Annotated in this window: 21 protein-coding genes and 3 tRNA genes; 6 read left to right on the top strand and 18 right to left on the bottom strand. The window is 63.6% G+C overall.

Annotation, left to right across the window (positions count from 1 at the left end):
* Positions 1–3: 3 nt before the first annotated feature.
* The 12 genes from HGO92_RS04625 to HGO92_RS04570 all read right to left on the bottom strand — a co-directional run bounded on the left by HGO92_RS04625 (position 4) and on the right by HGO92_RS04570 (position 7,116).
* Positions 4–969 carry a carbohydrate ABC transporter permease gene (locus tag HGO92_RS04625; protein WP_169992358.1) on the bottom strand — a complete coding sequence of 322 codons (966 nt, stop codon included), beginning with the start codon at positions 967–969 and terminating at the stop codon, positions 4–6.
* Positions 966–1,931, bottom strand: coding sequence for a carbohydrate ABC transporter permease (locus tag HGO92_RS04620; RefSeq protein WP_169992356.1), 966 nt, complete (start codon positions 1,929–1,931; stop codon positions 966–968). Before HGO92_RS04620 ends, HGO92_RS04625 begins: the two co-directional genes overlap by 4 nt.
* Before the next feature lie 87 nt (positions 1,932–2,018).
* Positions 2,019–3,374, bottom strand: coding sequence for an ABC transporter substrate-binding protein (locus HGO92_RS04615; RefSeq protein WP_169992354.1), 1,356 nt, complete (start codon positions 3,372–3,374; stop codon positions 2,019–2,021).
* A 213-nt stretch (positions 3,375–3,587) separates the two neighbouring features.
* Positions 3,588–4,199, bottom strand: a complete 612-nt coding sequence (locus tag HGO92_RS04610; RefSeq protein WP_169992352.1) for a hypothetical protein — start codon at positions 4,197–4,199, stop codon at positions 3,588–3,590.
* A complete protein-coding gene (locus HGO92_RS04605; RefSeq protein ID WP_205834181.1) occupies positions 4,196–4,813 on the bottom strand; it encodes an Asp23/Gls24 family envelope stress response protein in 618 nt (205 codons plus the stop codon). Before HGO92_RS04605 ends, HGO92_RS04610 begins: the two co-directional genes overlap by 4 nt.
* On the bottom strand, positions 4,810–5,202 hold the full coding sequence (locus HGO92_RS04600) for a hypothetical protein (protein WP_169992351.1): 393 nt from the start codon (positions 5,200–5,202) through the stop codon (positions 4,810–4,812). Before HGO92_RS04600 ends, HGO92_RS04605 begins: the two co-directional genes overlap by 4 nt.
* Positions 5,199–5,390: a DUF2273 domain-containing protein gene (locus HGO92_RS04595; RefSeq protein WP_074700154.1), complete on the bottom strand. Its 192-nt coding sequence runs from the start codon at positions 5,388–5,390 to the stop codon at positions 5,199–5,201. Before HGO92_RS04595 ends, HGO92_RS04600 begins: the two co-directional genes overlap by 4 nt.
* 29 nt (positions 5,391–5,419) lie before the next feature.
* Positions 5,420–5,911, bottom strand: coding sequence for an Asp23/Gls24 family envelope stress response protein (locus HGO92_RS04590; RefSeq protein ID WP_346768852.1), 492 nt, complete (start codon positions 5,909–5,911; stop codon positions 5,420–5,422).
* A gap of 70 nt (positions 5,912–5,981) precedes the next feature.
* Positions 5,982–6,605: a hypothetical protein gene (locus HGO92_RS04585; protein WP_169992347.1), complete on the bottom strand. Its 624-nt coding sequence runs from the start codon at positions 6,603–6,605 to the stop codon at positions 5,982–5,984.
* A gap of 147 nt (positions 6,606–6,752) precedes the next feature.
* Positions 6,753–6,828 (bottom strand) — tRNA-Phe (locus HGO92_RS04580).
* Between the two features lie 58 nt (positions 6,829–6,886).
* A tRNA-Asp gene (locus HGO92_RS04575) sits at positions 6,887–6,960 on the bottom strand.
* Between the two features lie 83 nt (positions 6,961–7,043).
* Positions 7,044–7,116: transfer RNA gene (locus HGO92_RS04570), tRNA-Glu, on the bottom strand.
* A 108-nt stretch (positions 7,117–7,224) separates the two neighbouring features.
* Here HGO92_RS04570 and HGO92_RS04565 point away from each other — a divergent pair.
* The 3 genes from HGO92_RS04565 (at position 7,225) to HGO92_RS04555 (ending at position 10,409) form a co-directional block, all read left to right on the top strand.
* Positions 7,225–7,590 (top strand): metallopeptidase family protein, encoded by a 366-nt coding sequence (locus HGO92_RS04565; protein ID WP_240974439.1) that lies wholly within the window; start codon positions 7,225–7,227, stop codon positions 7,588–7,590.
* A 2-nt stretch (positions 7,591–7,592) separates the two neighbouring features.
* Positions 7,593–8,519, top strand: coding sequence for a cation diffusion facilitator family transporter (locus HGO92_RS04560; RefSeq protein ID WP_169992345.1), 927 nt, complete (start codon positions 7,593–7,595; stop codon positions 8,517–8,519).
* Positions 8,520–8,801: 282 nt separating this feature from the next.
* The gene (locus tag HGO92_RS04555; RefSeq protein ID WP_169992343.1) at positions 8,802–10,409 is read left to right on the top strand and encodes a C40 family peptidase; all 1,608 of its coding nucleotides are present in this window, start codon (positions 8,802–8,804) and stop codon (positions 10,407–10,409) included.
* A gap of 26 nt (positions 10,410–10,435) precedes the next feature.
* On the opposite strand, the gene HGO92_RS04550 is transcribed toward HGO92_RS04555, so the two are convergent.
* Positions 10,436–11,449 carry a universal stress protein gene (locus tag HGO92_RS04550; RefSeq protein ID WP_169992341.1) on the bottom strand — a complete coding sequence of 338 codons (1,014 nt, stop codon included), beginning with the start codon at positions 11,447–11,449 and terminating at the stop codon, positions 10,436–10,438.
* A gap of 199 nt (positions 11,450–11,648) precedes the next feature.
* On the opposite strand from HGO92_RS04550, the gene HGO92_RS04545 reads away from it, so the two are divergent.
* Positions 11,649–12,197: an FAD-dependent monooxygenase gene (locus HGO92_RS04545; RefSeq protein WP_346768851.1), complete on the top strand. Its 549-nt coding sequence runs from the start codon at positions 11,649–11,651 to the stop codon at positions 12,195–12,197.
* Position 12,198: 1 nt separating this feature from the next.
* On the opposite strand, the gene HGO92_RS04540 is transcribed toward HGO92_RS04545, so the two are convergent.
* Complete coding sequence (locus HGO92_RS04540; RefSeq protein WP_346768850.1) at positions 12,199–12,825, bottom strand: copper resistance CopC family protein; 627 nt, start codon at positions 12,823–12,825, stop codon at positions 12,199–12,201.
* A 73-nt stretch (positions 12,826–12,898) separates the two neighbouring features.
* On the opposite strand from HGO92_RS04540, the gene HGO92_RS04535 reads away from it, so the two are divergent.
* The gene (locus HGO92_RS04535; protein WP_169992340.1) at positions 12,899–14,359 is read left to right on the top strand and encodes an NCS2 family permease; all 1,461 of its coding nucleotides are present in this window, start codon (positions 12,899–12,901) and stop codon (positions 14,357–14,359) included.
* Between the two features lie 269 nt (positions 14,360–14,628).
* Here the strand turns inward: HGO92_RS04535 and HGO92_RS04530 are convergent, their stop codons facing one another.
* From HGO92_RS04530 to HGO92_RS04520, 3 genes are all read right to left on the bottom strand, one after another.
* Positions 14,629–15,483: a spermidine synthase gene (locus HGO92_RS04530; protein ID WP_169992338.1), complete on the bottom strand. Its 855-nt coding sequence runs from the start codon at positions 15,481–15,483 to the stop codon at positions 14,629–14,631.
* A 78-nt stretch (positions 15,484–15,561) separates the two neighbouring features.
* On the bottom strand, positions 15,562–16,260 hold the full coding sequence (locus HGO92_RS04525; RefSeq protein ID WP_169992336.1) for an O-methyltransferase: 699 nt from the start codon (positions 16,258–16,260) through the stop codon (positions 15,562–15,564).
* Positions 16,257–16,583, bottom strand: a complete 327-nt coding sequence (locus tag HGO92_RS04520) for a thiamine-binding protein (protein WP_169992334.1) — start codon at positions 16,581–16,583, stop codon at positions 16,257–16,259. The genes HGO92_RS04525 and HGO92_RS04520 overlap by 4 nt, the downstream gene beginning before the upstream one ends.
* 114 nt (positions 16,584–16,697) lie before the next feature.
* Between HGO92_RS04520 and HGO92_RS04515 the strand changes: the two genes are divergently transcribed.
* Entirely contained in the window at positions 16,698–17,840 is a 1,143-nt protein-coding gene (locus tag HGO92_RS04515) for an acetate/propionate family kinase (RefSeq protein ID WP_169992332.1), read from the top strand.
* A gap of 143 nt (positions 17,841–17,983) precedes the next feature.
* On the opposite strand, the gene HGO92_RS04510 is transcribed toward HGO92_RS04515, so the two are convergent.
* A complete protein-coding gene (locus tag HGO92_RS04510) occupies positions 17,984–19,726 on the bottom strand; it encodes a DUF5635 domain-containing protein (RefSeq protein WP_169992330.1) in 1,743 nt (580 codons plus the stop codon).
* Between the last annotated feature and the right edge of the window lie 814 nt (positions 19,727–20,540).

Here is a 20,540-nt window from a genome sequence, read left to right as displayed (position 1 = left end):
GCCTCACCCCTTGAGGCCACCTGCGAGCAGGCCGCGGACAAAGTAGCGCTGCAGGCCGAAGAACACCGCCAGCGGAACGATCATGGAGACGAAGGCTCCAGCGGTGAGCCGGTGCCATTCGTTGCCCCGGGTGCCGGTCAGCTCGGCCAGCCGCTGCGTAATCGGGGCGACATCCGCGGTGCCGCCGGAGAAGACGAGCGCCACCAGGAGATCGTTCCACACCCACAGGAACTGGAAGATGCCGAAGGAGGCGATCGCCGGCACGGAGAGCGGCAGAATGATCCGCCAGAAGATGGTGGCGTGGCCCGCGCCGTCCACGCGTGCCGCTTCGATCATCTCGCCCGGGATCTCGGAGATGAAGTTATGCAGCAGGAAGATGGCCAGCGGCAGGGCGAAGATGGTGTGCGCTATCCACAGCTGCGCGTAAGTGCCCGCGGGCAGCAGCTGGAATTCGCCGATTTTCAGGTTGATGAACAGGGACAGCAGCGGAATCAGGGCCATCTGCAGCGGAACGATCTGCAGGGCGAAGACGAAGATGAACAGTGTATCTTTGCCCCTGAACCTGCCCCACGCGAAAATATAGGCTGCCATGGACGCGAGCACCAGCGGGAAGATGGTTCCCGGGATGACGATGGCCAGGGAGTTCAGGAAATACTGGCCCAGATTGGGCGAAGAGCTTCTGCCGGAGGCCAGCACGTCGCCGTAGTTCTCCAGCGTGAACTGGAAGTCGCCCAGGAAGTTCCACCAGCCGCTGTTCTGGATGCTGTCTTCGGGCCTGAAGGAGGAGATGAACAGCCCGAAGGTCGGGATGGTCCAGATGGTGGCGATGATGATCGCGGCCGCCGTGGCGCCGCGGGAAGTCAGCCGCTGCCGGACCCGTCGGGCCATTGGTTCCGGCCGGCGGGACTCGATGACATCTTCGGTCGCCACCGCCGTCGCCGCGGACGCATCTGCTGGTATGGCGCTCATCGGATCTCCCTCTGCATCTTCAGCTGCCGTGCGTTGTACACGACGATCGGCAGGACCATCAGGAACAGCACCAGCGCAAGCGCGGCACCGCGGCCGGGCTCGTTGGCGCGGAACGCCTGAGTGTACATCTCGTTGGCGATGACCGAGGTTTCGAAGTTGCCGGCGGTCATGGTCCGGACAATATCGAATACTTTCAATGTGCCGATCGTGATGGTAGTGATCACGACGATGAGCGCGCCGCGGATGGACGGAATGGTGATGTTGCGGAACTGCTGCCAGGCGCTGGCACCGTCCAGCCGGGCCGCTTCCACAATCTCGTTCGGAATGCCTTTGATCGCCGCGGACAGGATGACCATGGCAAAGCCGGTCTGGATCCAGATCATTACCGCGATCAGGAAGAACGTGTTTTCGGGGGCGTCCAGCAGGAACTGTTTGGGCTCGCTGCCGAACCACACCAGGATCTGGTTGAGCAAGCCGATCTGTTCCTGCTCCGCACCGCGGTAGGCGTACATGAAGCGCCAGATCACGCCCGCACCGACCATCGAGATGGCCATCGGCATGAAGACCAGCGCCTTCAGGCCTTTTTCGCCCCTGGCCTTATCGATGAAGACCGCATAGGCGAGTCCGATACCGGTCGAGAGCAGCGGCACCAGGATGACCCAGAGCACCGTATTGCGCAGCGTGACCAGAGCTTCGGGCTGCGTGAACATCCAGACGAAATTGTCCAGTCCGTTGGGGTCGCCATTCCGGTCCGTGAAGGCCAGGAGGGCCGTCAGTACGGCAGGGCCGACCAGTCCGACGGCCAGCAGAACGGCTGCCGGGGCAAGGAAGCCGATAATCGTGGCCTTGTCCCGGAACGACTTTGGCGCCCTGTCGACCAGCAACATGATCAGGCCGATGATCGCGGCGAAGATGGCGAGGGCAATCACCACCTGGAAAAACTTCTCGCCAAGATCTTCCATGGCGCAGCCTCCTTGATGCTGGGAATGAAGCGATTGAGGCCCGGCCGGTGCACTGTTCAGGCGGTCCGGCCGGGCCTGTGGACTCAGTTACTCACTGGGCCAGCTGGATTCGATCGAATCCAGCACTTCCTCGGTGGACTTGCCGTTGATCCACTCGACGATGCCGCTCCAGAAGGAGTTGGCTCCGACCGCTCCGGGCATCAGGTCCGAGGCATCGAAGCGGAACACCGTGTTTTCATCCTGCAGCAGCTCGATGGACTGCCGGTCCAGCGGGTTCTGCGCCAGCGACGGGTCCAGGCCCTTGTTGGCGCTGATGGCTGCTCCCTGCTGCACACGGTTGTTGGCAAACTCCGCCGAGGCCATGTACTGCTGGAACGCCGATACTTCTTCGCGGTCCGTGTACGCGGCGACGAATTCGCCGCCACCGGTGATGGCACCGGCGCCGGCTTCCTCACCCGGGGTGATGAAGGCCCAGACGTCGCCGTCTTCGGCCACGGTGGTGCCCTCCGGCCAGTTGGCTGCCTGGAAGGTGGCCTGGTGGTGCATGGCGCAGTTGCCGTCCAGCACCGGCTGGCCGCCCTCTTCGACGGTGGTGGAAAGGATGGAGCGGACGTCGCCGAAGCCGCCGTTGACGTAGTCCGGGTTCTTGACGATGTCGCCCACAGCGTTGAACGCGTCGGCGATCTGCGGGTCGTTGAACGGGATTTCGTGGCTGATCCACTGGTCGTAGACCTCCGGACCGGCCTGGCGCAGCACGGCGTCCTCGACCCAGTCCGTGCCCGGCCAGCCGGTGGCCTCGCCGGCTTCGAAACCGGCGCACCAGGGCTTCATGGTGCCCTCGTCCGCGATGGTCTGGGACAGGGTCATCATTTCGTCCCAGGTCTGCGGGACTTCCCAGCCCTTCTCCTCGAAGGTGGACGGCACGTACCAGACGTAGCCCTTGACGCTGGCCAGCATTGGAGCGGCGTAGAACGTGCCGTCTACGGTTCCGTAGCCCTTCCAGTCCTCGGACCAGTTTTTATCCACGAGTGCTTCGACTTCCGCCGGAGCCGGCTTCAGGTAGCCTGCCTTGGCATGGGCGGCCAGCAGGCCGGGCTGCGGAATGATGGCAACATCCGGCGGATTTCCGGCCTGGGCGCGCACCCCGATCTGGGTCTCGAACTCGTTGGAGCCTTCGTACACTACATCGATCCCGGTGCACTCTTCGAAGTCCACCCAGGAGTTCTCGAGGCGCTCCCCTTCGAGGTCGGTGATGGTTGAGTAGACGCTTACCTCGGCGCCGTCGAACGTTCCGTAGGTCTCGTAGGTGCTGCAGTCCGCGGCCGCCTCCGAGCCTCCTCCTCCCTCTTCCGGGCCGCTTGGGCCGCAGGCGGAGAGGGTGAGGGCCAGCGCACTGAGTGTTGCCAACGGCAGAACTGCCTTTTTCGAGCGGACAAATCCCATGTTGTGACTCCTTTGTCAGGTGGCCGCGAGTGAACTGGACAAAGCAGCAGTAAGCCACCAGGTGTGGATCGGGTATCTGAAACGTAAACGCTTACGCTGCGCATGACAAGAACGTTTTACCGACCGGTAGCCTTTGATGCTGAATTGTGATGCAAGCCACGGAGCCGCCGACCCCACGCCTTCGTGGAACCAGGCAGGACCGCCTAGGGAGAGCTAGTGGACGCGTTCGGTGCGCCCCAGCCGGGCGCGCGCGCTGGTACCGATGCTGATGACCACCGGTGTCTCCCGGCCGATCACCAGGTCCAGCGCTTCCACCAGATCCGAGACCTGCTCGGCCACGAGGTACGGCGGCACGCCCTTGCGCGGCAGCACCCTGATGCGCAGGCCCGGCGTGCCCCGGAACTCGTAGGTGGCCACTGTGGCGTGCAGGATTTCCTCGTGCTCCAGCAGGGCAGCCTTCAGCGCCTGCTCCGCAACTGCAGCGCCCAGCTCAACGGTGCCTGGGCCGCCGTCGTCGTTGTAATCGGCCGCCAACGTACTGGCCCGGCCCTTGCCTTGCTGCGCAACCCACGCGATCATCAGCACGATCAGCACCAGCATCACCAGCGCCAGCACAATCCACAGCCAGCTGTCGCGCTGGCCGGGCAAGGTGGTCGCGGCCAGCACGTTTTCCACACCTGCCCCGGCCCGCCGCGTCACCGCATGCCAGGTGCCGGCGAGTGCCGGAGCGGCGGCGAGCGCCACGGCCGTGGCGCCGACGGCGGCGAGCAGCAGTCCGATCAGGGTCAGCAGCACGCGGTTGAGTGCCCGCGGAGTCTCGTTCATTGGCCTACCACTCCCGACGTCGAGACTCTGACCCGGACCTCGGGCATGGGATCGATATGCGAGCGCAGGAGCTCGTCCTCCACAACCGACTGGATGGCGGATTCCTCCACCGGAATGCCGGAAGTAGGACGCAGCTGGACCTCCACAAGCGTGCGTGAAACCGTCACGAGCACCTGGTCCTCAGTGACATTCGCCCGGGTCCGCGCACGGCGCGCCAGCGAAGAGGCCAGAACTTCGTCGTCCACGACGGCGATTCCGCGCCGGCTGGGGAGGACGTGGCGGTGCAGATGGCCGGGCAGGACACCCTGCAGGAAGAAGAACAGGCCGGCGAAGAGGATCAGAACGCCGCTGGTGCCCAGGATCAGCGGCGGCACGTTCTGGGGCAGTTGGTTCAGCCAGGCAGCGAAATCGCGGGGTTCAAGCAGCCAGGCTGGTTGGCCGATGGCTTTAAGCGCAGCTTCGAGCAGGACGTAGAGACAGATAAGCGAAACCAGGACCGCGGCGATGATCGCTGCCGGGGCACGGGAACTGCGGGTTTCGCGCACGGCCAGCCGGTCGTTGAAGCGGTCCCCGGCCTGGCCGTCATACTGCTTTTGGTAGTCGGTGCCGCTCATCGAACGCGGCCTCCGCCCTGGATCCGGATTCCGGTCACGCGGATGTCCACCCGGCTCAGGGTGGATCCGCTGATGCGGGTGACCCGGTCCAGGATTTCCCCTTTGGCCGCGTGGACCCGCTCCCAGATCGAGCCGCCGAAGCCGGCCACCAGCTGCGGATCCTGCAGGACCCGGGTCAGCGAGGGAATGCCTATCGGCAGGGCCAGCGAGAGCGCCAGATAGCCCTGGTCATCCCGCCAACTTGCCCGGATGAGCGTGGGGGAAACGCCAAGTACCTCCCCGGCCACGCCTTGGGCCGTACTGGTCAGGGCCTGCGTGCTGACGCGGTTATGCCCGGCGAGCCGGCGCTCTGCTCCGCGGGCCGGAACCGCGGCATCAGCGGCAGTCATGAAGAGGAGCGGCGTCCGGTCAGCGCGTCGCGGACACCGCGCAGATCGAGTTTGCCGTCCGCGGCACGGCCGATCAGGGCGCCGACGGCCAGGAACACGGCCATCAGCAGGAAGCCCCAGAATTCGAATACCAGTGCCGCCCACGCCAGGGCCGCGCCCACGGCCATGCCGACTACGGTGTTGCTCATTTTTGGCCTGCCTCCAGGTTCTCCGGCCTTCACGGTGCCGGCTGCCGGGCGGATTTCTCCGCCGTTGTTTTCGCGTCATTGAGGCCGGGCACGTGTACGTCGTTGATTTCCACATTGACTTCGATAACATCCAGCCCGACGAACTGCTCCACGGCACTGTAGACCGCCGCACGGACCTTCTGCGCGAGTTGCTGCAGCGGCACACCGTACTGGGCCACCAGATTAATATCCACGGCCACCTGGGTCTGCCCCACCTCCACGCGGACGCCCTGGCCGAGATCGCTGCCGCCCACGGCATCGCGGAGCGCGCTCAGTGCACGCGCCGTGCCCGAGCCCAAGGCATAAACCCCGCTGACGCTGCGCGCCGCCACCGCGGCGACCTTGGCTACCGCGGTATCCGAGATCGTTGTCCGGCCGGGCGCCTCCGGACCTGCGTTGTGCAAAGCCGGTTCCTGGAGGGCAGGGTCGGGGACGGCGGGCTGGTACGCCGGCGGTTGACCTGCCGAATTCTGGTTCTCCACCTGTTCTCCCATCGCCGTGCTTTCTCTTGAAGCAAGCCTAACGCGTATGGACGGCGGCGGGAGCGCCCGGTTAAAAGGTGCAGTTGGACCTCAGCCACTCCTGAATGGGCTCTACCGCTTCCCGGAATGATTCGTCGTCAAAATCGGTGCGGTCCTCGTGCTTTGTCAGCTCCGCTTCAACCTCGTCCAGCTCGTCGTACAGCTCAGCTGGCGCCTTATCCCGCAGATCCTCAACCTCGGCCTGCAGCTCATCCAGCCGCGCTTCATCCACGCCCGCAATAAAGCTCAGCGGCGCCAGCATCAGGACGGCGACTTTGGCCGCCACGGCCGTGCAGGCTCCGGTCCTGGTGCCGTAACTTCCCCACTTGGCGGGGTCCGAGGACGCCGCCGAATCTTCGAAACTGCTGCTGGCGCCGTCCGGGCTCTCCAAGGGCATTTCGTCGACCGGGATCCCGGCTTCCCCATCGCTGAATGTTCCGGAGCCGGGAGCGGACGACGGCGGCTGTCCGGCTTCCGTTTCAATCGGTGGGTCCGGTTCGATCACCCCGGGCGACGTCAATTTGGCCGAAGCCTCGGACGTGGACTGCGGGAAGGGTGTGCAGGAAGTCAGTCCCACTATCGCGGCCGTGAAAATGACCGCGAGCTTCGCCAGGAACAGTCCTGTCCTCCCGAATGAAAATAGCGCCGTACCCACGCAAGCAGGGTATCGGGCCACTCTGTGAAGACCATGGGAACGTTTCAGCCGTGCCGGGCGGACAATGCCCGCTAATCCAGGTGCCGGATTCGGCGAGGGCTGCGTTAAATGAAAGAACCCCGCGCTTCCATGAAGGCGGGGATCTAGTGGTGGCTCCGACCGGCGTCGATCCGGTGACCTTTCGATTTTCAGTCGAACGCTCTACCAACTGAGCTACAGAGCCTGGGAACATCTGACGATGATCACCGTTTGACTTTCTAAATCACTCTAGAAAACCAGAGCGACCCTGACGGGACTCGAACCCGCGACCTCCGCCGTGACAGGGCGGCGCGCTAACCAACTGCGCTACAGGGCCTTGCTTTTTTGCCAGCATTCATCTTACCAGTCTTTTGGAGCGGCCTTGACCACGTCCGGCTGACTGGAAATCAGCTTACTGAGTACCCCCAACGGGATTCGAACCCGTGCCGCCGCCGTGAAAGGGCGGTGTCCTAGGCCGCTAGACGATGGGGGCCTTAGGACCACTTCGGATTGTCACCCGCTGTGGACTCATAAAACTATAGAGCCTAGATCCGGATTTTCCAAAACGGGTTTTTGGCCCGGGTAGAGTCGATACGTGCCGATGGAAATGTCCCTGCCGGATTTCGAGGACGCGGTCAATGACGCGATCGATCAAATTCCGGACAAGATCGCCCGCGAGATGAGCAACGTGGGCATCTTTGTCGAGGAGGAATACGCCCCGCAGCCATGGGAGGATCCCGAAACGGAACTGCTCGGCCTCTATGAAGGGACACCCCTGACGGAGCGGGACCAATGGTGGGACGCAGGCTCGCTTCCGGACCGGATCACCGTGTTCCGCGGACCGATCCTGCGGATGTGCGAGAGCCGGGATGAGGTCATCCACGAGGTCCTGGTCACCGTGATCCACGAGGTGGCACACCACTTCGGCATCGCCGATGACCGGTTGCACGAATTGGGGTGGGGCTGAGCATGGGCCACGGACACAGCCACGGACTGCCCGCTTCCGGCACCGCGGCCGCCAAACACCGCAAGAAGCTCATCTGGGTGGTCGCCATCACGCTTGCCGTGGTGGTCATCCAGATTATCGGCGCCTTCATCTCCGGCTCCCTTGCCCTGCTGGCCGACGCCGGCCACATGCTGTCTGACGCGGCAGGTGTCTCGATTGCCCTGCTGGCCGCGTGGATTGCCACACGGCCACCCTCGGACAAACGCACCTACGGCTACCAGCGCGCCGAAGTCCTGGCGGCACTGGCCAATGCCATGGTGCTGATCGTCATTGCGGTCATCATTTTCCTGGAGGCGCTGCGCCGGTTCGGGCAGACGCCGGAGATCCATACCGGCGCGATGCTCCTGACGGCCGTGCTCGGCGCCGTCGCAAATTTCGTCTGCCTGCTGATCCTTCACGGCGGGCACAAGGAAAGCCTCAACGTCCGCGGCGCCTATCTGGAGGTGCTCGGGGACCTGCTGGGCTCGGTGGCGGTGATTGTCGCCGCCGTCGTTATTGCCGTGACAGGCTTCGTCCAGGCGGACACGTTCGCCTCCATCCTGATTGCCGTGATGATCCTGCCGCGCGCCTGGAGCCTGCTGCGCGACGTCGTCAATGTACTGCTCGAGGCGACACCCAAGAACGTGGACGTGGCCAGCATCCGCGAACACATCATGAGCGCCGACGGCGTGGTGGACGTCCACGACATCCACATCTGGACCATTACGTCCGGCGTCCCGGTGTTCTCGGCGCATGTAGTGGTGGCCGACGAGACCCTTAATGCCGAGGGCATCGACCGCGTGCTGGACCGGCTTTCCGGGTGCCTGGGCAGCCATTTCGATACCGAACACTGCACCTTCCAGATCGAGCCGGTGTCCCACGCCGATCACGAAACCCGTCACCACGACTGACGTTTCCGCCCACCCCATCCACTGCGGATCGCCCTGGCAAAGTCACGTCCGTTTCTGCGACACGCCCTGCACAATAGCGACAGAACTACACTGTTGTTACTAATGTTTCCAATGGGACAAATGTTGCCAAAGTGACTAGGGATGCATATTCTCAAGGAGTTGTGAATGCAGCCCGGTCTCCCGTTCGGCCTTCTTAGTGGGCCTGAGACCGCCTCGATCCCGTGATCGGCCGTTCCTGAACGTGCGCATTCACTGCTCACTTGCAGCTGGGGGACCGTACACATGGGGATGCCTGAAGGGCGCTCTGCCCGTTCAAAACGCACGACGCCGGTGCGCACCATTTCGCTCGCGGCTGCCACTGTCGCTTTGCTCACCACAGCCGGCCTGCCACCGGCCGTCGCGGCACCCACGGGCGAACTGCCGCAGGTTTCAGTGTCCACAGTGCAGATTCCCGCCAGTCCCGCCCTGTCTGACAAGGACATTGACGCGGCCAAGGGGGACGCCGAGGCGACGAAGGCGCTCGTCGAACGGATCGAAGAGCAGCTGCGCGCGGCCAGCGGGGAGCTGGAAAGCGCCCGCTACGAGACGATGCAGTCGCAGAACAACTACAGCACCGCCCTGCTCATCCAGCAGGACCGCACGTCCGAGCTGGAGGACGCTCGCGGCAAGGCGAAGAAGGCCGGTGAATACTTCGAAGCGGTTCAGGACCAGGTGGGCCAGCTGGCGGGTGAGCTGTACCGCAATGGTGGCGTCAACCCGGGTTTGAGCTCCCTGCTGGCCAGCGCCGATGCGGACGAAGTGCTCTACAAGGCGTCCACCCTGGACGCACTGTCCGACAACCGGTTCCAAACCCTGACCTCTGCCCAGCAGGCAGCCCAGCTATGGGCAGCCTGGGAACTCCACGTTTCGGAAGCCGAAGAAGCCGCCCAGGACGCGGCTGCCGCGGCCAAGGCCGCGGAGTCGAACGCCAAGGCCGCCAGCGCCGCCCACGAGCAGCTCGTCAGCAAGCAGGAAGAACAGCGCCAGGTCCTGCTGGACCATCTGGCCGAACTCCGCGGCACCAGCGTCGCCGAGGAGAACCAGCGGATCTCCGCACTGGAAGAAGCCGAGCAGCAACGCCAGTTCGAGGCTCTGGTGGCTGCGTCCGAACGCCAGGCAGCCGCACAGCCGGCCGCAGGCGCCACCAACCAACCTGCCTCCGGCAATAACGGAAGCCCGGCGGGGGCATCTGCGATGGTCGTTCCGGCCGCGGACGGCATCACGCCGGCCCCGGCTTCTCCGGCTCCGGCCACCCCCAGCACCCCGTCGGCGCCTTCCGCACCGGTGGCTCCCCCGGCCCCACCTGCTGCCGCTCCGGCACCCGCACCGGACCGGGCACCGCAACCTGCACCCGAGCCCGAACGCGCACCGGCCCCTGCACCTGCACCACCCCCGGCCCCCGCGCCGGCACCCAAGCCTTCGCCGAAACCCGCTCCGCCGAAGCAGGAGCCGGCTCCCGCACCCGCACCGAATTACTCCATGGCACAGACGGCGATCAACTACGCGACCGCCAAGGCCTCAAACAAAAAGTCCTACTACGAATGGGCCGGCAACGGACCTTGGGGTTTCGACTGCTCCGGCCTGACGCAGCAGGCGTTCGGCACGGCGGGCAAGTGGATTCCGCGCACCGCCGCGGCACAGTACGACCAGGCACCGCACAAGGTTTCGCTGGGCAATCTGCAGCCCGGAGATCTGGTGTTCTGGGGCACCGAAGGAAACTTCTGGCATGTCGCGCTCTACATCGGCGGCGGCCAGGTGGTTCACGCCATGAACCCGAACGACGGCCTGCGCGTCACACCCATCGGCTACATGTACGGCAAACTGCACGGCTATGGAGCCCGCTGGACCTAAAACGGGAAGTTGCGGGCAGGATCCGATCATTCCTCCGGCATAGGGCCGAACTTCTTGCGGTCCTCGAGCCGTGGATCATAGGCGTCCGGTACCACCATGACGGGGCCCTTGGCGTGATGGAGGACTCCCTGGCTGGTGGAACCGAGCAGCATGCCGGCAAACCCACCGCGTCCGCGCGTACCCATGACCAGCAGTTCCGCCGTGCGCGTGGCTTCGATGAGCAGCTCCACGGGAGATCCGTCCTGGACCTCGCCGCTGATCTGCAGGCCGGGGAAGTGGCTGCGCAACCAGGCCACGCCGGCGTCCAGCTGTGTCCTGAGGTCCGCGTACAGCGCCTCCCGGTCCAGCGGCGCGGGCACCCAGGCCAATGAACCAGTGAAGGGCGGCAGAGCGCAGATGACGCGCAGCGGGCGACCCCAGCGCGCGGCCTGCTCGGCAGCGACGAGCGTCGCCATGCGTGCCTGCTCCGAGCCATCGACGCCGACCAGGACAACTTTTTCCACGTCGTCGGGCTTGACCGGGACGTCCTTGCCCTTGGGCAGTTCGAAATCGATGCCTTCGAGCCGCGGAGCGCACGCCAGCGGGATGGTCACCGAGGGGCAATGGGCGTGCGCCGGGACGGCGCTGCTGACAGAACCCAGCAGCCGGCCCATGAAGCCGCCGCGTCCACGCGTACCGACGACTACCAGCTCCGCCTCTTCCGACAGCTCCAGGAGCACCCCGGCGGCGTCCCCGGTTTCGACCGTGGCATGAACCTCGACGCCGTAGCCGTCCAGCTTCTCCACGGCCTGCTCAAGTACGGCTTCCGCGCCCTCGCGGATCACCGCATCATCCAAAGTGGCGTAGCCGGCATCCATGCTCGAAGCGGCGAAGACGGGAACGGTATAGGCGGTGATGACATGCAGCGGGGTCCGGCGTTTTTGTGCCTCCTGGGCTGCCCATACCAGCGCGCAGTGGCTCTGGTCCGAACCGTCCACACCAACCACGATTCCGCGGGGCGTTCCGCCGCGGCTGGCATTACCGGGTGTTGCGTTTGTCATTGCTCCCGCCTCCCTCGAATGGGCAACTGCTCCGTTGCCATCTACTCCCAGCTTACTCGCAGAGAAGCCTCTTCTCAGGGAGGGCAAATTTGGATAGGCTTCGAGAAATCGCTGTCGAGCTCTCCCTCGGCCTGTGACCTGTGCCCGATGCGGATCCCGCCGCCGTGGCACTCTCCTACCCGTTCGAGGAGGCTGTACGGTGAGTGCTGTGTGCCCCGCAGACGTACCGATCGAATCCACCACCACCGTCGTCATCGGTGCCGGCCTGCCCGGCCTCGCCGTGGCCAGTGAATTGAGCAGGCACGGTGTCGCCTCCATTGTGCTGGAGGGCATGGGCACGGCCGGCAAGCGCCGGAGTGTCATGACGGACTCGGTCTCGCTGACGGAACGCTCGGAACTGCTGCGGCTGCTCCGTGGCTATGCCACCAGCCACCGCTTGGACGTCCGTCCCAGCACGATGGCCAGCAAACTGAGTCGGGACCGGCAGCAGAAGTGGGTCATCCACACTGAACAGGGCATCCTGCAGGCGGAGTCCGTGGTGCTCACGGACTGCCCACAGAACCAGGTCCGCCGGTTCCTGCGCGGTCTCGGGATCAACCTCGGCCGAGACCTCCGGGCAACGTTGAAGTCCCTGGGCCTCTACCTGGTCGGCGTGGCCGATCTGCTCACGCCCAGTACCCGGGAGATTGTGCGGCAGGCCAAACTGGTCGGCGACGCCATTGCCGGCGGCCGCATGCTTCTCGCCTGAGCTACTCGCCGCCCTTGCCGAGACGGCGCTTCGCCGTCACCCCGATGACGATGCCAAGCACGACGAGCACGGCGACCATGCCGAGGACGCTCCATGGAACCGTCTGGCCCGCTACCGTGATGCCTGCTGGCTCGTCGGCCGGATTTTCTTGCGTCTCGATCGGCTCGGGCGTTCCCGCCTCGGCATCCGTGCCCGCCCCGGCGCTTGCACCTGCACTCGCACTCGCATCATCCGCGCCGGATTCCACGGTGAAGGTGAAGTTCCCTTCGATCGGATGGGCGTCCGATGACACCACCCGCCACACCACGGAGTACTCGCCCGCGGGCGCATCGGCCTTGATCGGCTGGCTGACTTCGGTGTCCACGATCTGCACCTCGCCGTCGGCCCAGTTGGTTCCCGATGAGTCCTGTATCTGCACTACGGAACCCAGCGCCACGGGGACGTTGCTGAAGTTGAGCGTCAACTCCTCGGGCATGGCCTCCACCACCGCACCGGCTTCCGGAGTCTGCGAGAGGAGTTCATCGTGGGCTTGTGCCCCGGCGGTGGGAAACAGTACAAAGGCAGCGGCCACCAGCACAGCCGTGACTAACCTAACGGCTGCGGAGGCACTCAGGAAAAGCTTTTTCACTCCTCCAGCCTACGTCGAGGGTTAGGATTCATGGGAAACGCGCCATCCCATCACTTCTGCGGAGGACCTCTCCATGCCCCGACAGGGAAATGTACAGACCAAGCAAGGCTTCCTGGCCAAGGTCGATACGTATTTTGAGATCACCAAAAGAGGCTCCAACTACTCGCGTGAAATCCGCGGTGGTCTGGCTACCTTCTTTGCCATGAGCTACATTGTGGTGCTCAATCCGCTGATTCTCAGCGGCGCAGACGCCAACGGAGATGAACTCGGTGGTGCCCGCGTTGCTGCCGTCACCGCGTTGGTGGCCGGCGTGCTGACCATCGTCATGGGTGCCTGGGCGAAGTACCCTTTCGCTCTCGCGACCGGCCTGGGCGTCAACGCGTTCGTTGCCGTCACTGTGGCTAGCAACCCGGGCCTCACCTGGCCCGATGTGATGGGTCTGGTGGTACTGTCCGGTGTCACCATGCTGATCCTGGTACTGACCGGGTTCAGAACGGCCGTCTTCAAAGCTGTTCCCGCGAGCCTGAAAACGGCCATTGTAGTGGGCATCGGCATGTTCATCGCGCTGATCGGCCTGGTCAACGCAGGGTTCGTCCGCCGCGTCCCCGACGTTGCCGGCACCACCGTTCCGGTTGGTCTGGGCTTCGACGGCAAGCTCATGGGTTGGCCCACCTTGGTCTTCATCTTCGGCCTGGTCCTGACCATGGTCCTGGTGGTGCGGAAGGTCAAAGGCGCCATCCTGATCGGCATCGTGGCTGCCACGGTGTTCGCCCTGATCGTGGAGGCCGTTGCCCAGCCCGGTTCGCAAGGTGCCGGCGTCCCCACCGGCTGGTCCCTCGTGACTCCGAGCCTGCCGGACTGGTCTGCCCCGGACCTGAGCCTGATCGGCCAGGTCAGCATCTTCGGTGCGTTCAGCGAACTCGGCGTCACGGCCGCGAGCCTACTGGCCTTCGCCATCCTGCTCAGCATCTTCTTCGATGCGATGGGCACAATGGTGGGTCTGGCCAACGAAGCCGGGCTGACCGATAAGGAAGGCAACATCCCGCTCGTGGACCGGGTGCTGCTGGTCGACGCGGCCGGCGCCATTGCCGGCGGCGGCGCTTCGGTCTCCTCCAGCCAGATCTACGTTGAATCCGGTGCCGGGATCGGGGAAGGGGCCCGGACGGGACTGGCCAGCATTGTCACAGGCCTGCTCTTCATCGTCGCCATGTTCTTCACTCCGCTGATCTACCTGGTGCCGTTCGAGGCGGTGGCGCCGGCGCTCGTCGTCGTTGGTTTCATGATGGTGGCCCAGGTAGGGCGGATCGACTGGTCGGACTGGGGCGTGGCCCTGCCGGCCTTCCTGACCTTCACGCTGATGCCGTTCACGTACTCGATTGCCAACGGCCTGGGCGCCGGTTTCATCGCCTACGTCATCATTCGCGCTGTGCAGGGTCGGACCAAGGACGTGCACCCGCTGATGTGGGCGGTTGCCGGGGCGTTTGTCATCTTCTTCGGCATCGGCCCGATCGAGCAGCTCCTGGGCGTTTCCTGACGGATTAAAACCGAGATGCCGGGTGCTGGGCCTAACTTGGGGGGATTAGGCTTCAGCTCCCGGCATCCGGCACCGGATCAGGTCCGGTTGAGCAGACAGGGTGCTCCAGCCACCATCCATAGTGTCGAAGCCGATTTTGTCCCCGGTCTGCCTCCGAAGAGTTCACCGCAAAGCGGATCCCTCCCGGGCCTTTTACGGTCTCCCATGACCGTTCGTTCTAAATCTAATACAGAACCTGCTGACAAGTCACAACATTCGGTGAAACGATCCTAATTCGTTGCGTGGTCTTGCAGAACGGCGACGCCTCTGGAAAACTTTGCTACTTCGCCACGGCCCCAGAGCTGGGCCGGGACCGCGCCGCCCAGCAGGGCCCGCACGAGCTGCGGGTCGTCGCCGAACGGAACGTCACTGCCGGCGATGATGACATTGCCATAACGCCGCCCTTTAAGCATAGGCGGATCGGCGATGATCAGGGTATGTTCGAAAACGCTTGAGATGGTGGCGGCCTCGGCACGGGCGCCCAGCAGCTGCGGAGTATCCCCGCAATTGACCAGGTAGATTCCGCCCGGCGCCAGCACCCGGCGGGCCGCTTGGGTGAATTCCAGCGTGACCAGGCTGTCCGGCGTCAGACTGCCGGCGAACACGTCCCGGATGATCAAGTCCCGGCTGTTTTCGGACAGCGACTCGGTAACCTCGCGGGCTTCGCCGACGCGGATGCGTACCAGCGGCGCTTTGGGGATGTCGAACCATTGCCGGACCAGCTCGGCAAGTTTGGCATCGATTTCGACGACGACCTGCCGCGCGTCCGGGTAGCGCGACGCGAGGTAACGGGCCATCGAACAGGCCCCGCCGCCCAGGTGGAGCGCGCGCAGTGAACCCGTTGCGGGCCAGTGCGATTCGATCAGCGCCGCCATCCAGCGCATGTACTCGAAGTCCAGCCGCTCGGGCTCGCCGATCACCACATGCGAGGACTGGACCCCGTTGATCTTCAGCAGCCAGGCGTCCGTTCCGTCGGCGTCCCGCACGAGTTCGGCCACGCCGGAGGAAATTTCGTACCGTCCTTCGGCGGGCCCGGCAGCAGTCTCGGCCGGCTCCGGGTTCCGGCCGCGGTTCCGCCGTCCCATCAGCCGTTCCGGTCGGCGAATTCAGGCGCAGTCATACCGTTGATCGTAAGACGTCCGCGGCTCCGGCCGGAAACCGGCCTACTTCACAAGCGCGAAGGCGAAGCCGTCCCAGCCCTTGGAGCCGACGGTCTGCACGGCCGTGGCCTCCAGCCGCCCATCGCTGCCCAGCAGCGCCAAGGCATCGCGCGTGCCACGGATGGCCGCCGCCTCCGCATCGTCCCCACCCGCACCGGCCTGGTCCGCATCCAGGACGCTGCCGCCGCGGACCACGTTGTCCACCACGATCAGGCTGCCGGAACGGGTCAGCTTCAGCGCCCAGTTGACGTAGTTGGCGTTGTTTTCCTTATCCGCGTCGATGAAGACCAGGTCAAAAGGGCCCGCTCCTTCAGCCTCGAGCTGCGGCAGCGTGTCCAGTGCGGCACCCACCCGGATGCTGACCTTCGCACCGACGCCGGCCCGTTCCAGGTTCTCCCGCGCCACCTCGGCATGGCGCGCCTCGTACTCGCAGGTGACCACTTCGCCGTCGTCCGGTAGACCGCGCGCCAGCCACGTGGTGCTGTAGCCGCCCAGGGTGCCGATCTCCAGCACCTTCCGCGCCCCGGTCAACCGTGCCAGCAGCATCAGCAGCTTTCCCTGTGGCGCGGCCACCTCGATGTGCGGCAGTCCGGCGGCCACGGTGGCGTCACGGGCCGCGGCCAGCGTCTCGTCCTCGCCGACGAGCGTGGCGGTGAGGTACTCCTCCACCTCCACCCAGCGCTCTCCCGGCCCGGCGTTCATGCACGGTCCTCGGTGATGGCTGCTTCCAGCCGTTCCACCTTGCCGGTCAGCTCACCGTAGTAGCCGGGCCGGATGTCCGCTTTCAGGACCAGCGAGACGCGCTCACCGAACTGCCCGACGGCCTCTGTGGCCCGCTTGATGACGTCGAAGACCTCGTCCCACTCACCCTCGATGGTGGTGAACATGGCATCCGTCTTATTGGGCAGGCCTGATTCGCGGACGATTTTCACGGCGGCGGCGACGGCCCCGTGGACCGAAGCGTCGTGCGGTGCGGGCCCTTTGGCAGGCGCGCCGGACGGAGAAACAGAGAAGGCTACAAGCATGAGCCCAGTCTTACACAGCCACCTGCGGCGCAACAGGCTTTGCCATGGCGGTAGTCCGTGGCGGCGGGCTTTGGCAGGATGGGGTGGACCACACTTCCCCGGGAGGCACGTTTTATGCTGATCCTCGTCATCAACTCCGGCTCCTCGTCCCTGAAGTACCAGGTGCGCGAGGTCCCCTCGGATGACAATGGCGTTCTGGCCGATGGCAGCATCGAGCAGATCGGCGACGGTGAGGTCCGCGACCACACCGACGCCCTTGAGGCCATGGCCACGGAGCTGGACCGCCAACTTGGCTCCCGCAGCATTGACTGCGTGGGCCACCGGGTGGTGCACGGCGGCGAGGACTATGACCGCCCCGTGCTGATTTCGCCCGAGGTGCTGGCCACGATCGAGCGCCTCAGCGCGCTGGCGCCGCTCCACAACCCGGCGAACGCCGAAGGCATCCGGGCTATCGGCCAGAAGTGGCCTGACATTCCGCAGGTTGCCGTCTTCGACACGGCCTTCCACCGCACGTTGCCCGAACATGCCTGGCGCTATGCGCTGCCCGATGAGCTGTACCGCGAACATGGAATCCGGCGCTACGGCTTCCACGGCAGCAGCTTTGAATACGTCACCGGGGAGGCGGCCAGGCTGCTCGGCATCCCGCTCGGTTCCTTCAGCGCCGTGATTGCGCATGTGGGCAACGGGGCCTCGGCCACCGCCATCTCCGGCGGACAAAGCGTGGATACCTCCATGGGGCTGACCCCGCTGGAAGGTCTGGTCATGGGCACCCGGCCGGGCGATCTCGATCCGGGGCTGGTGCTCTTTCTGCAGCAGGCCGGCCGGACCCCGGACGATCTGCAGGACCTGTTCAACCATGAATCCGGTCTGAAAGCTCTCGCCGGAGAGAGCGACATGCGCAAGATCGTCGAAGCGGCAAACAACGACGACGCCAGAGCGGCCCTCGCGCTGGAGGTGGCGAGCTACCGGCTAGCCAAGTATGTCGGCGCCTACCATGTTGCCTGCGGCGGCGCACAGGCCCTGGTCTTTACCGCCGGAGTAGGCGAGCATTCCGCGACGTTCCGCGCCCTCGCCGTCGACCGCCTCGGCCCGTTGGGCATCACCCTGGACATTGATGCCAACGAGGCCGCCGACGATCCCGAGGAGGCGCGCGTGATCAGCGACGCCGGATCCGCCATCCCCGTCCTGGTGGTGCCCACGGACGAAGAAAAGGTCATCGCCGAGGCGGCTGCCGCCGTCGTTATTCAGGGCAGTTGACGGCCGGCCTAGCCAGCCACAGCGGACTCGTTGAAGTAGGTGGGCAAGTCTACGATCCGATCCATCCGCCATAAACAGCGGTTCACTGGCCGGAAGGCGGATCAGGATACGGCAGCGCTTTCCCCAGATTTTGCATGCGTAGCTTAACGAAGGTACTGATATCGAGAAGTCCGTCCTTTACCCACCAGCACCAGCAGGTCGTCGACAAGCTCCCCCAAGGCCGTGCTGGCAGTTGGCCTCGAAATCCCCGTAATTTCCGCTAGATCACCACTAGTAATGTCCTCATGAGTTTCTCCCCAAAGTCGAATGGTGTTCCTAAGACTCTGTCGGTCCGTAGTCAGATAATCCACGAATTTCGCCGCATGGATCGTGTCTTTAGACTTCTTCGCCATGGTTCGGGCGCCGACACCCAATATCCATACGTCCTTGTACTGAACTACAAGTGGCTTTGAACCGATAGTGGAACTCGTGACGGCACGCAGCGCCACCTCGGCTGACATTCGATCAGTTTGGAGGCTGGCCATAGCGGCGCTGATCGTAATAAAGGGCCGGTGCAGCAACTGGTCGAGAATTACAGCGACCCTGTAGTCCGTCTGCCGAGGTTCCGGCTCAATGGCACGTATCAATTGGACAATCGGCACAACTGGCCGACCTCCAATGAGTGTACAAGTCACACTGGGTCCGACGTTTTGTTGAATATTCGGCGGCCTGTGGCCGAGCGCAATCATCGACTGATACATCCGATCCACGCCGATGCCCTGTTTGTCTACGAGGTGGAGTGCCCGGAAGAGGTCCGCCAGTGCCGGATAGCGTGCAAAGCGGTCGCTAAGAATGTTGTTCTCGCTGATCCCGCCACTAAATCCACCCGGACTTTTGACCACAAGTGTCGAGTCGAAGCGGATCCAGACGATTTCAGTGGGAATCGTTGAATTCCAATCGCGATGTATGACTCCGTTCAGGACGGCCTCGCGCACTGCTCGCAGTGGAATATCTCGCACGCGGCCCTCTGCAAAATTCGAGCCTAGAACATTGTTCCTATTGACGACTTCCATGAGTTTCTCAACTTCGCCAATTTGTTCCAAGAGAGACAAACCCCGTCGAAACTCGTGAAAGCTCTCTACCTCTCCCCCATGTACATCAAAGACCGTCAGGGTCAGGAGACTTGCCGAACTTGACGTAAAAAGCAGCTTCGCTGCCTGCGTCAGCTGACCTTCCGGGGTGGCTGCGCCGATCAAGTGCAGAAACTCCAAGTCGGATACATCGGCCGGGACGTCAGCGCCACCGTTTTCCAACAAACTGGATCTGGCCATCTCGAGTGCGGCTGGACGAACGTCTGCTGGCGTCGCCCGCGTTGGGGAAGCCATTTCATCGAAACCCCGTCGCTGATTCCTTGTGGCCCACCACTCTGATCGATCCACCGGAACGCAATTGTCCGCCACCCGCCATCGGATCTGGTTGCTGGTGTTTTCGACAGGTTCAGACGCTTCCGCTACGAGCAAGACCAAGACTCTTTGGCCTCGTACCGTCTCCTCGTGCACGTGCGGCGCCACATCTACAGCAGAGTAGATCCGATACCGAAGCCATTCGAGGTCCAATTCAGTTCCTAAGACCTGCCACGTCTTATCTTCAATGCCCAGAACCAACGCACCTCCACCAGGAGTATTTGCCATGCAGGCAACTTCGTCGGCCAGTTTTGTTGCAGCTACCTGGTTTTGCTTCTCCCCCGGTTGCAAGATGCCACCCGCTCCGCGGCGCCCCGCCTCCTCCTTGAAGTCGACACACTCGAGCTCGCCAATATGCAGCGCTTTACCTTCGTCGATGATTTGCAGATACTTGCGGACTTGGGCCAACAGCTCGCCACGACGTTCCATGAGTTCGTCGGTCATCGCTTCTGCATCTCGCTCTCGCTCATGTAAAGGAATCAACATTCCGCTACAAATTTTACAATTAGGTACCCCCCTAATCGTAAAATTTTGAGAGTGTCGGTGAAAAACTTTCAGAACCAAGCGATGTTCTCGGACGAAACAGAGTGATTGCCGACTATCGAGCGGGGCATCAGTCTCGATCCATCGTCTCCTGAGGGTGACGTTCCTGACGTAACTGTAAGTCAAGCGAGTTTTGAAGCATGGAAATCGAATCGTCTGTGTGTGTTAGACGCTTGGTGCAATCGACTTGACCATGCAGAGGCTGCAAGGGTTCGATCCACGGCACGCACAACATCCTATTGGCGGGCTTGGGAATCGTCTTCGCACTGGTGGAGCTCCTGCCGTTCATCGAGGCACACGTAGAAGCACCGACGGAGGGAACCGCTGCACTCGGCAGTTAAGGTCCTTTGTCCACGCAAGTTAAAGATCAGCTAAACGATCAAAATTTTTACGATTAGGGACCCGCTAAGCTTTTCAAAGAGCTAATCGAAAGAAATCCTCGTCCGGCTCTACTTCGTTAGGGGCTCTGATTACCAGCACTTGGCACGGTACTTTGATCGAATCGACGAAGGTCTAGAACGTCCCCGATAAATATTTGCCCTCGTCATAACACTTAGCCAGCGTGTAGGCGCGTTCCAATCCCAGCGCGTTCTGGACACCACGCCACCGTTCCTGGATCCGACAATCCGTTTACTGCTTGTCTCGGCCCCTTCCGTGGCCTATCTTGGGTAGCAGGTCGACGGCGACCTGCTCTAAGAAACATGTCAAACAATCG

Origin of the sequence: Crystallibacter degradans, assembly GCF_012952295.1 — a bacterium.
Lineage (GTDB): Bacteria > Actinomycetota > Actinomycetes > Actinomycetales > Micrococcaceae > Crystallibacter > Crystallibacter degradans.
This window is presented reverse-complemented; position numbering and strand designations above follow the sequence as displayed.

Bases quoted from the DNA above. Each gene is read 5' to 3' on its own strand.
- HGO92_RS04625 (WP_169992358.1), bottom strand. From the start codon at position 969: ATGAGCGCCATACCAGCAGATGCGTCCGCGGCGACGGCGGTGGCGACC.
- HGO92_RS04620 (WP_169992356.1), bottom strand. From the start codon at position 1,931: ATGGAAGATCTTGGCGAGAAGTTTTTCCAGGTGGTGATTGCCCTCGCC.
- HGO92_RS04615 (WP_169992354.1), bottom strand. From the start codon at position 3,374: ATGGGATTTGTCCGCTCGAAAAAGGCAGTTCTGCCGTTGGCAACACTC.
- HGO92_RS04610 (WP_169992352.1), bottom strand. From the start codon at position 4,199: ATGAACGAGACTCCGCGGGCACTCAACCGCGTGCTGCTGACCCTGATC.
- HGO92_RS04605 (WP_205834181.1), bottom strand. From the start codon at position 4,813: ATGAGCGGCACCGACTACCAAAAGCAGTATGACGGCCAGGCCGGGGAC.
- HGO92_RS04600 (WP_169992351.1), bottom strand. From the start codon at position 5,202: ATGACTGCCGCTGATGCCGCGGTTCCGGCCCGCGGAGCAGAGCGCCGG.
- HGO92_RS04595 (WP_074700154.1), bottom strand. From the start codon at position 5,390: ATGAGCAACACCGTAGTCGGCATGGCCGTGGGCGCGGCCCTGGCGTGG.
- HGO92_RS04565 (WP_240974439.1), top strand. From the start codon at position 7,225: ATGGAAATGTCCCTGCCGGATTTCGAGGACGCGGTCAATGACGCGATC.
- HGO92_RS04560 (WP_169992345.1), top strand. From the start codon at position 7,593: ATGGGCCACGGACACAGCCACGGACTGCCCGCTTCCGGCACCGCGGCC.
- HGO92_RS04555 (WP_169992343.1), top strand. From the start codon at position 8,802: ATGGGGATGCCTGAAGGGCGCTCTGCCCGTTCAAAACGCACGACGCCG.
- HGO92_RS04550 (WP_169992341.1), bottom strand. From the start codon at position 11,449: ATGACAAACGCAACACCCGGTAATGCCAGCCGCGGCGGAACGCCCCGC.
- HGO92_RS04535 (WP_169992340.1), top strand. From the start codon at position 12,899: ATGCCCCGACAGGGAAATGTACAGACCAAGCAAGGCTTCCTGGCCAAG.
- HGO92_RS04530 (WP_169992338.1), bottom strand. From the start codon at position 15,483: ATGGGACGGCGGAACCGCGGCCGGAACCCGGAGCCGGCCGAGACTGCT.
- HGO92_RS04525 (WP_169992336.1), bottom strand. From the start codon at position 16,260: ATGAACGCCGGGCCGGGAGAGCGCTGGGTGGAGGTGGAGGAGTACCTC.
- HGO92_RS04520 (WP_169992334.1), bottom strand. From the start codon at position 16,583: ATGCTTGTAGCCTTCTCTGTTTCTCCGTCCGGCGCGCCTGCCAAAGGG.
- HGO92_RS04515 (WP_169992332.1), top strand. From the start codon at position 16,698: ATGCTGATCCTCGTCATCAACTCCGGCTCCTCGTCCCTGAAGTACCAG.
- HGO92_RS04510 (WP_169992330.1), bottom strand. From the start codon at position 19,726: ATGACCGACGAACTCATGGAACGTCGTGGCGAGCTGTTGGCCCAAGTC.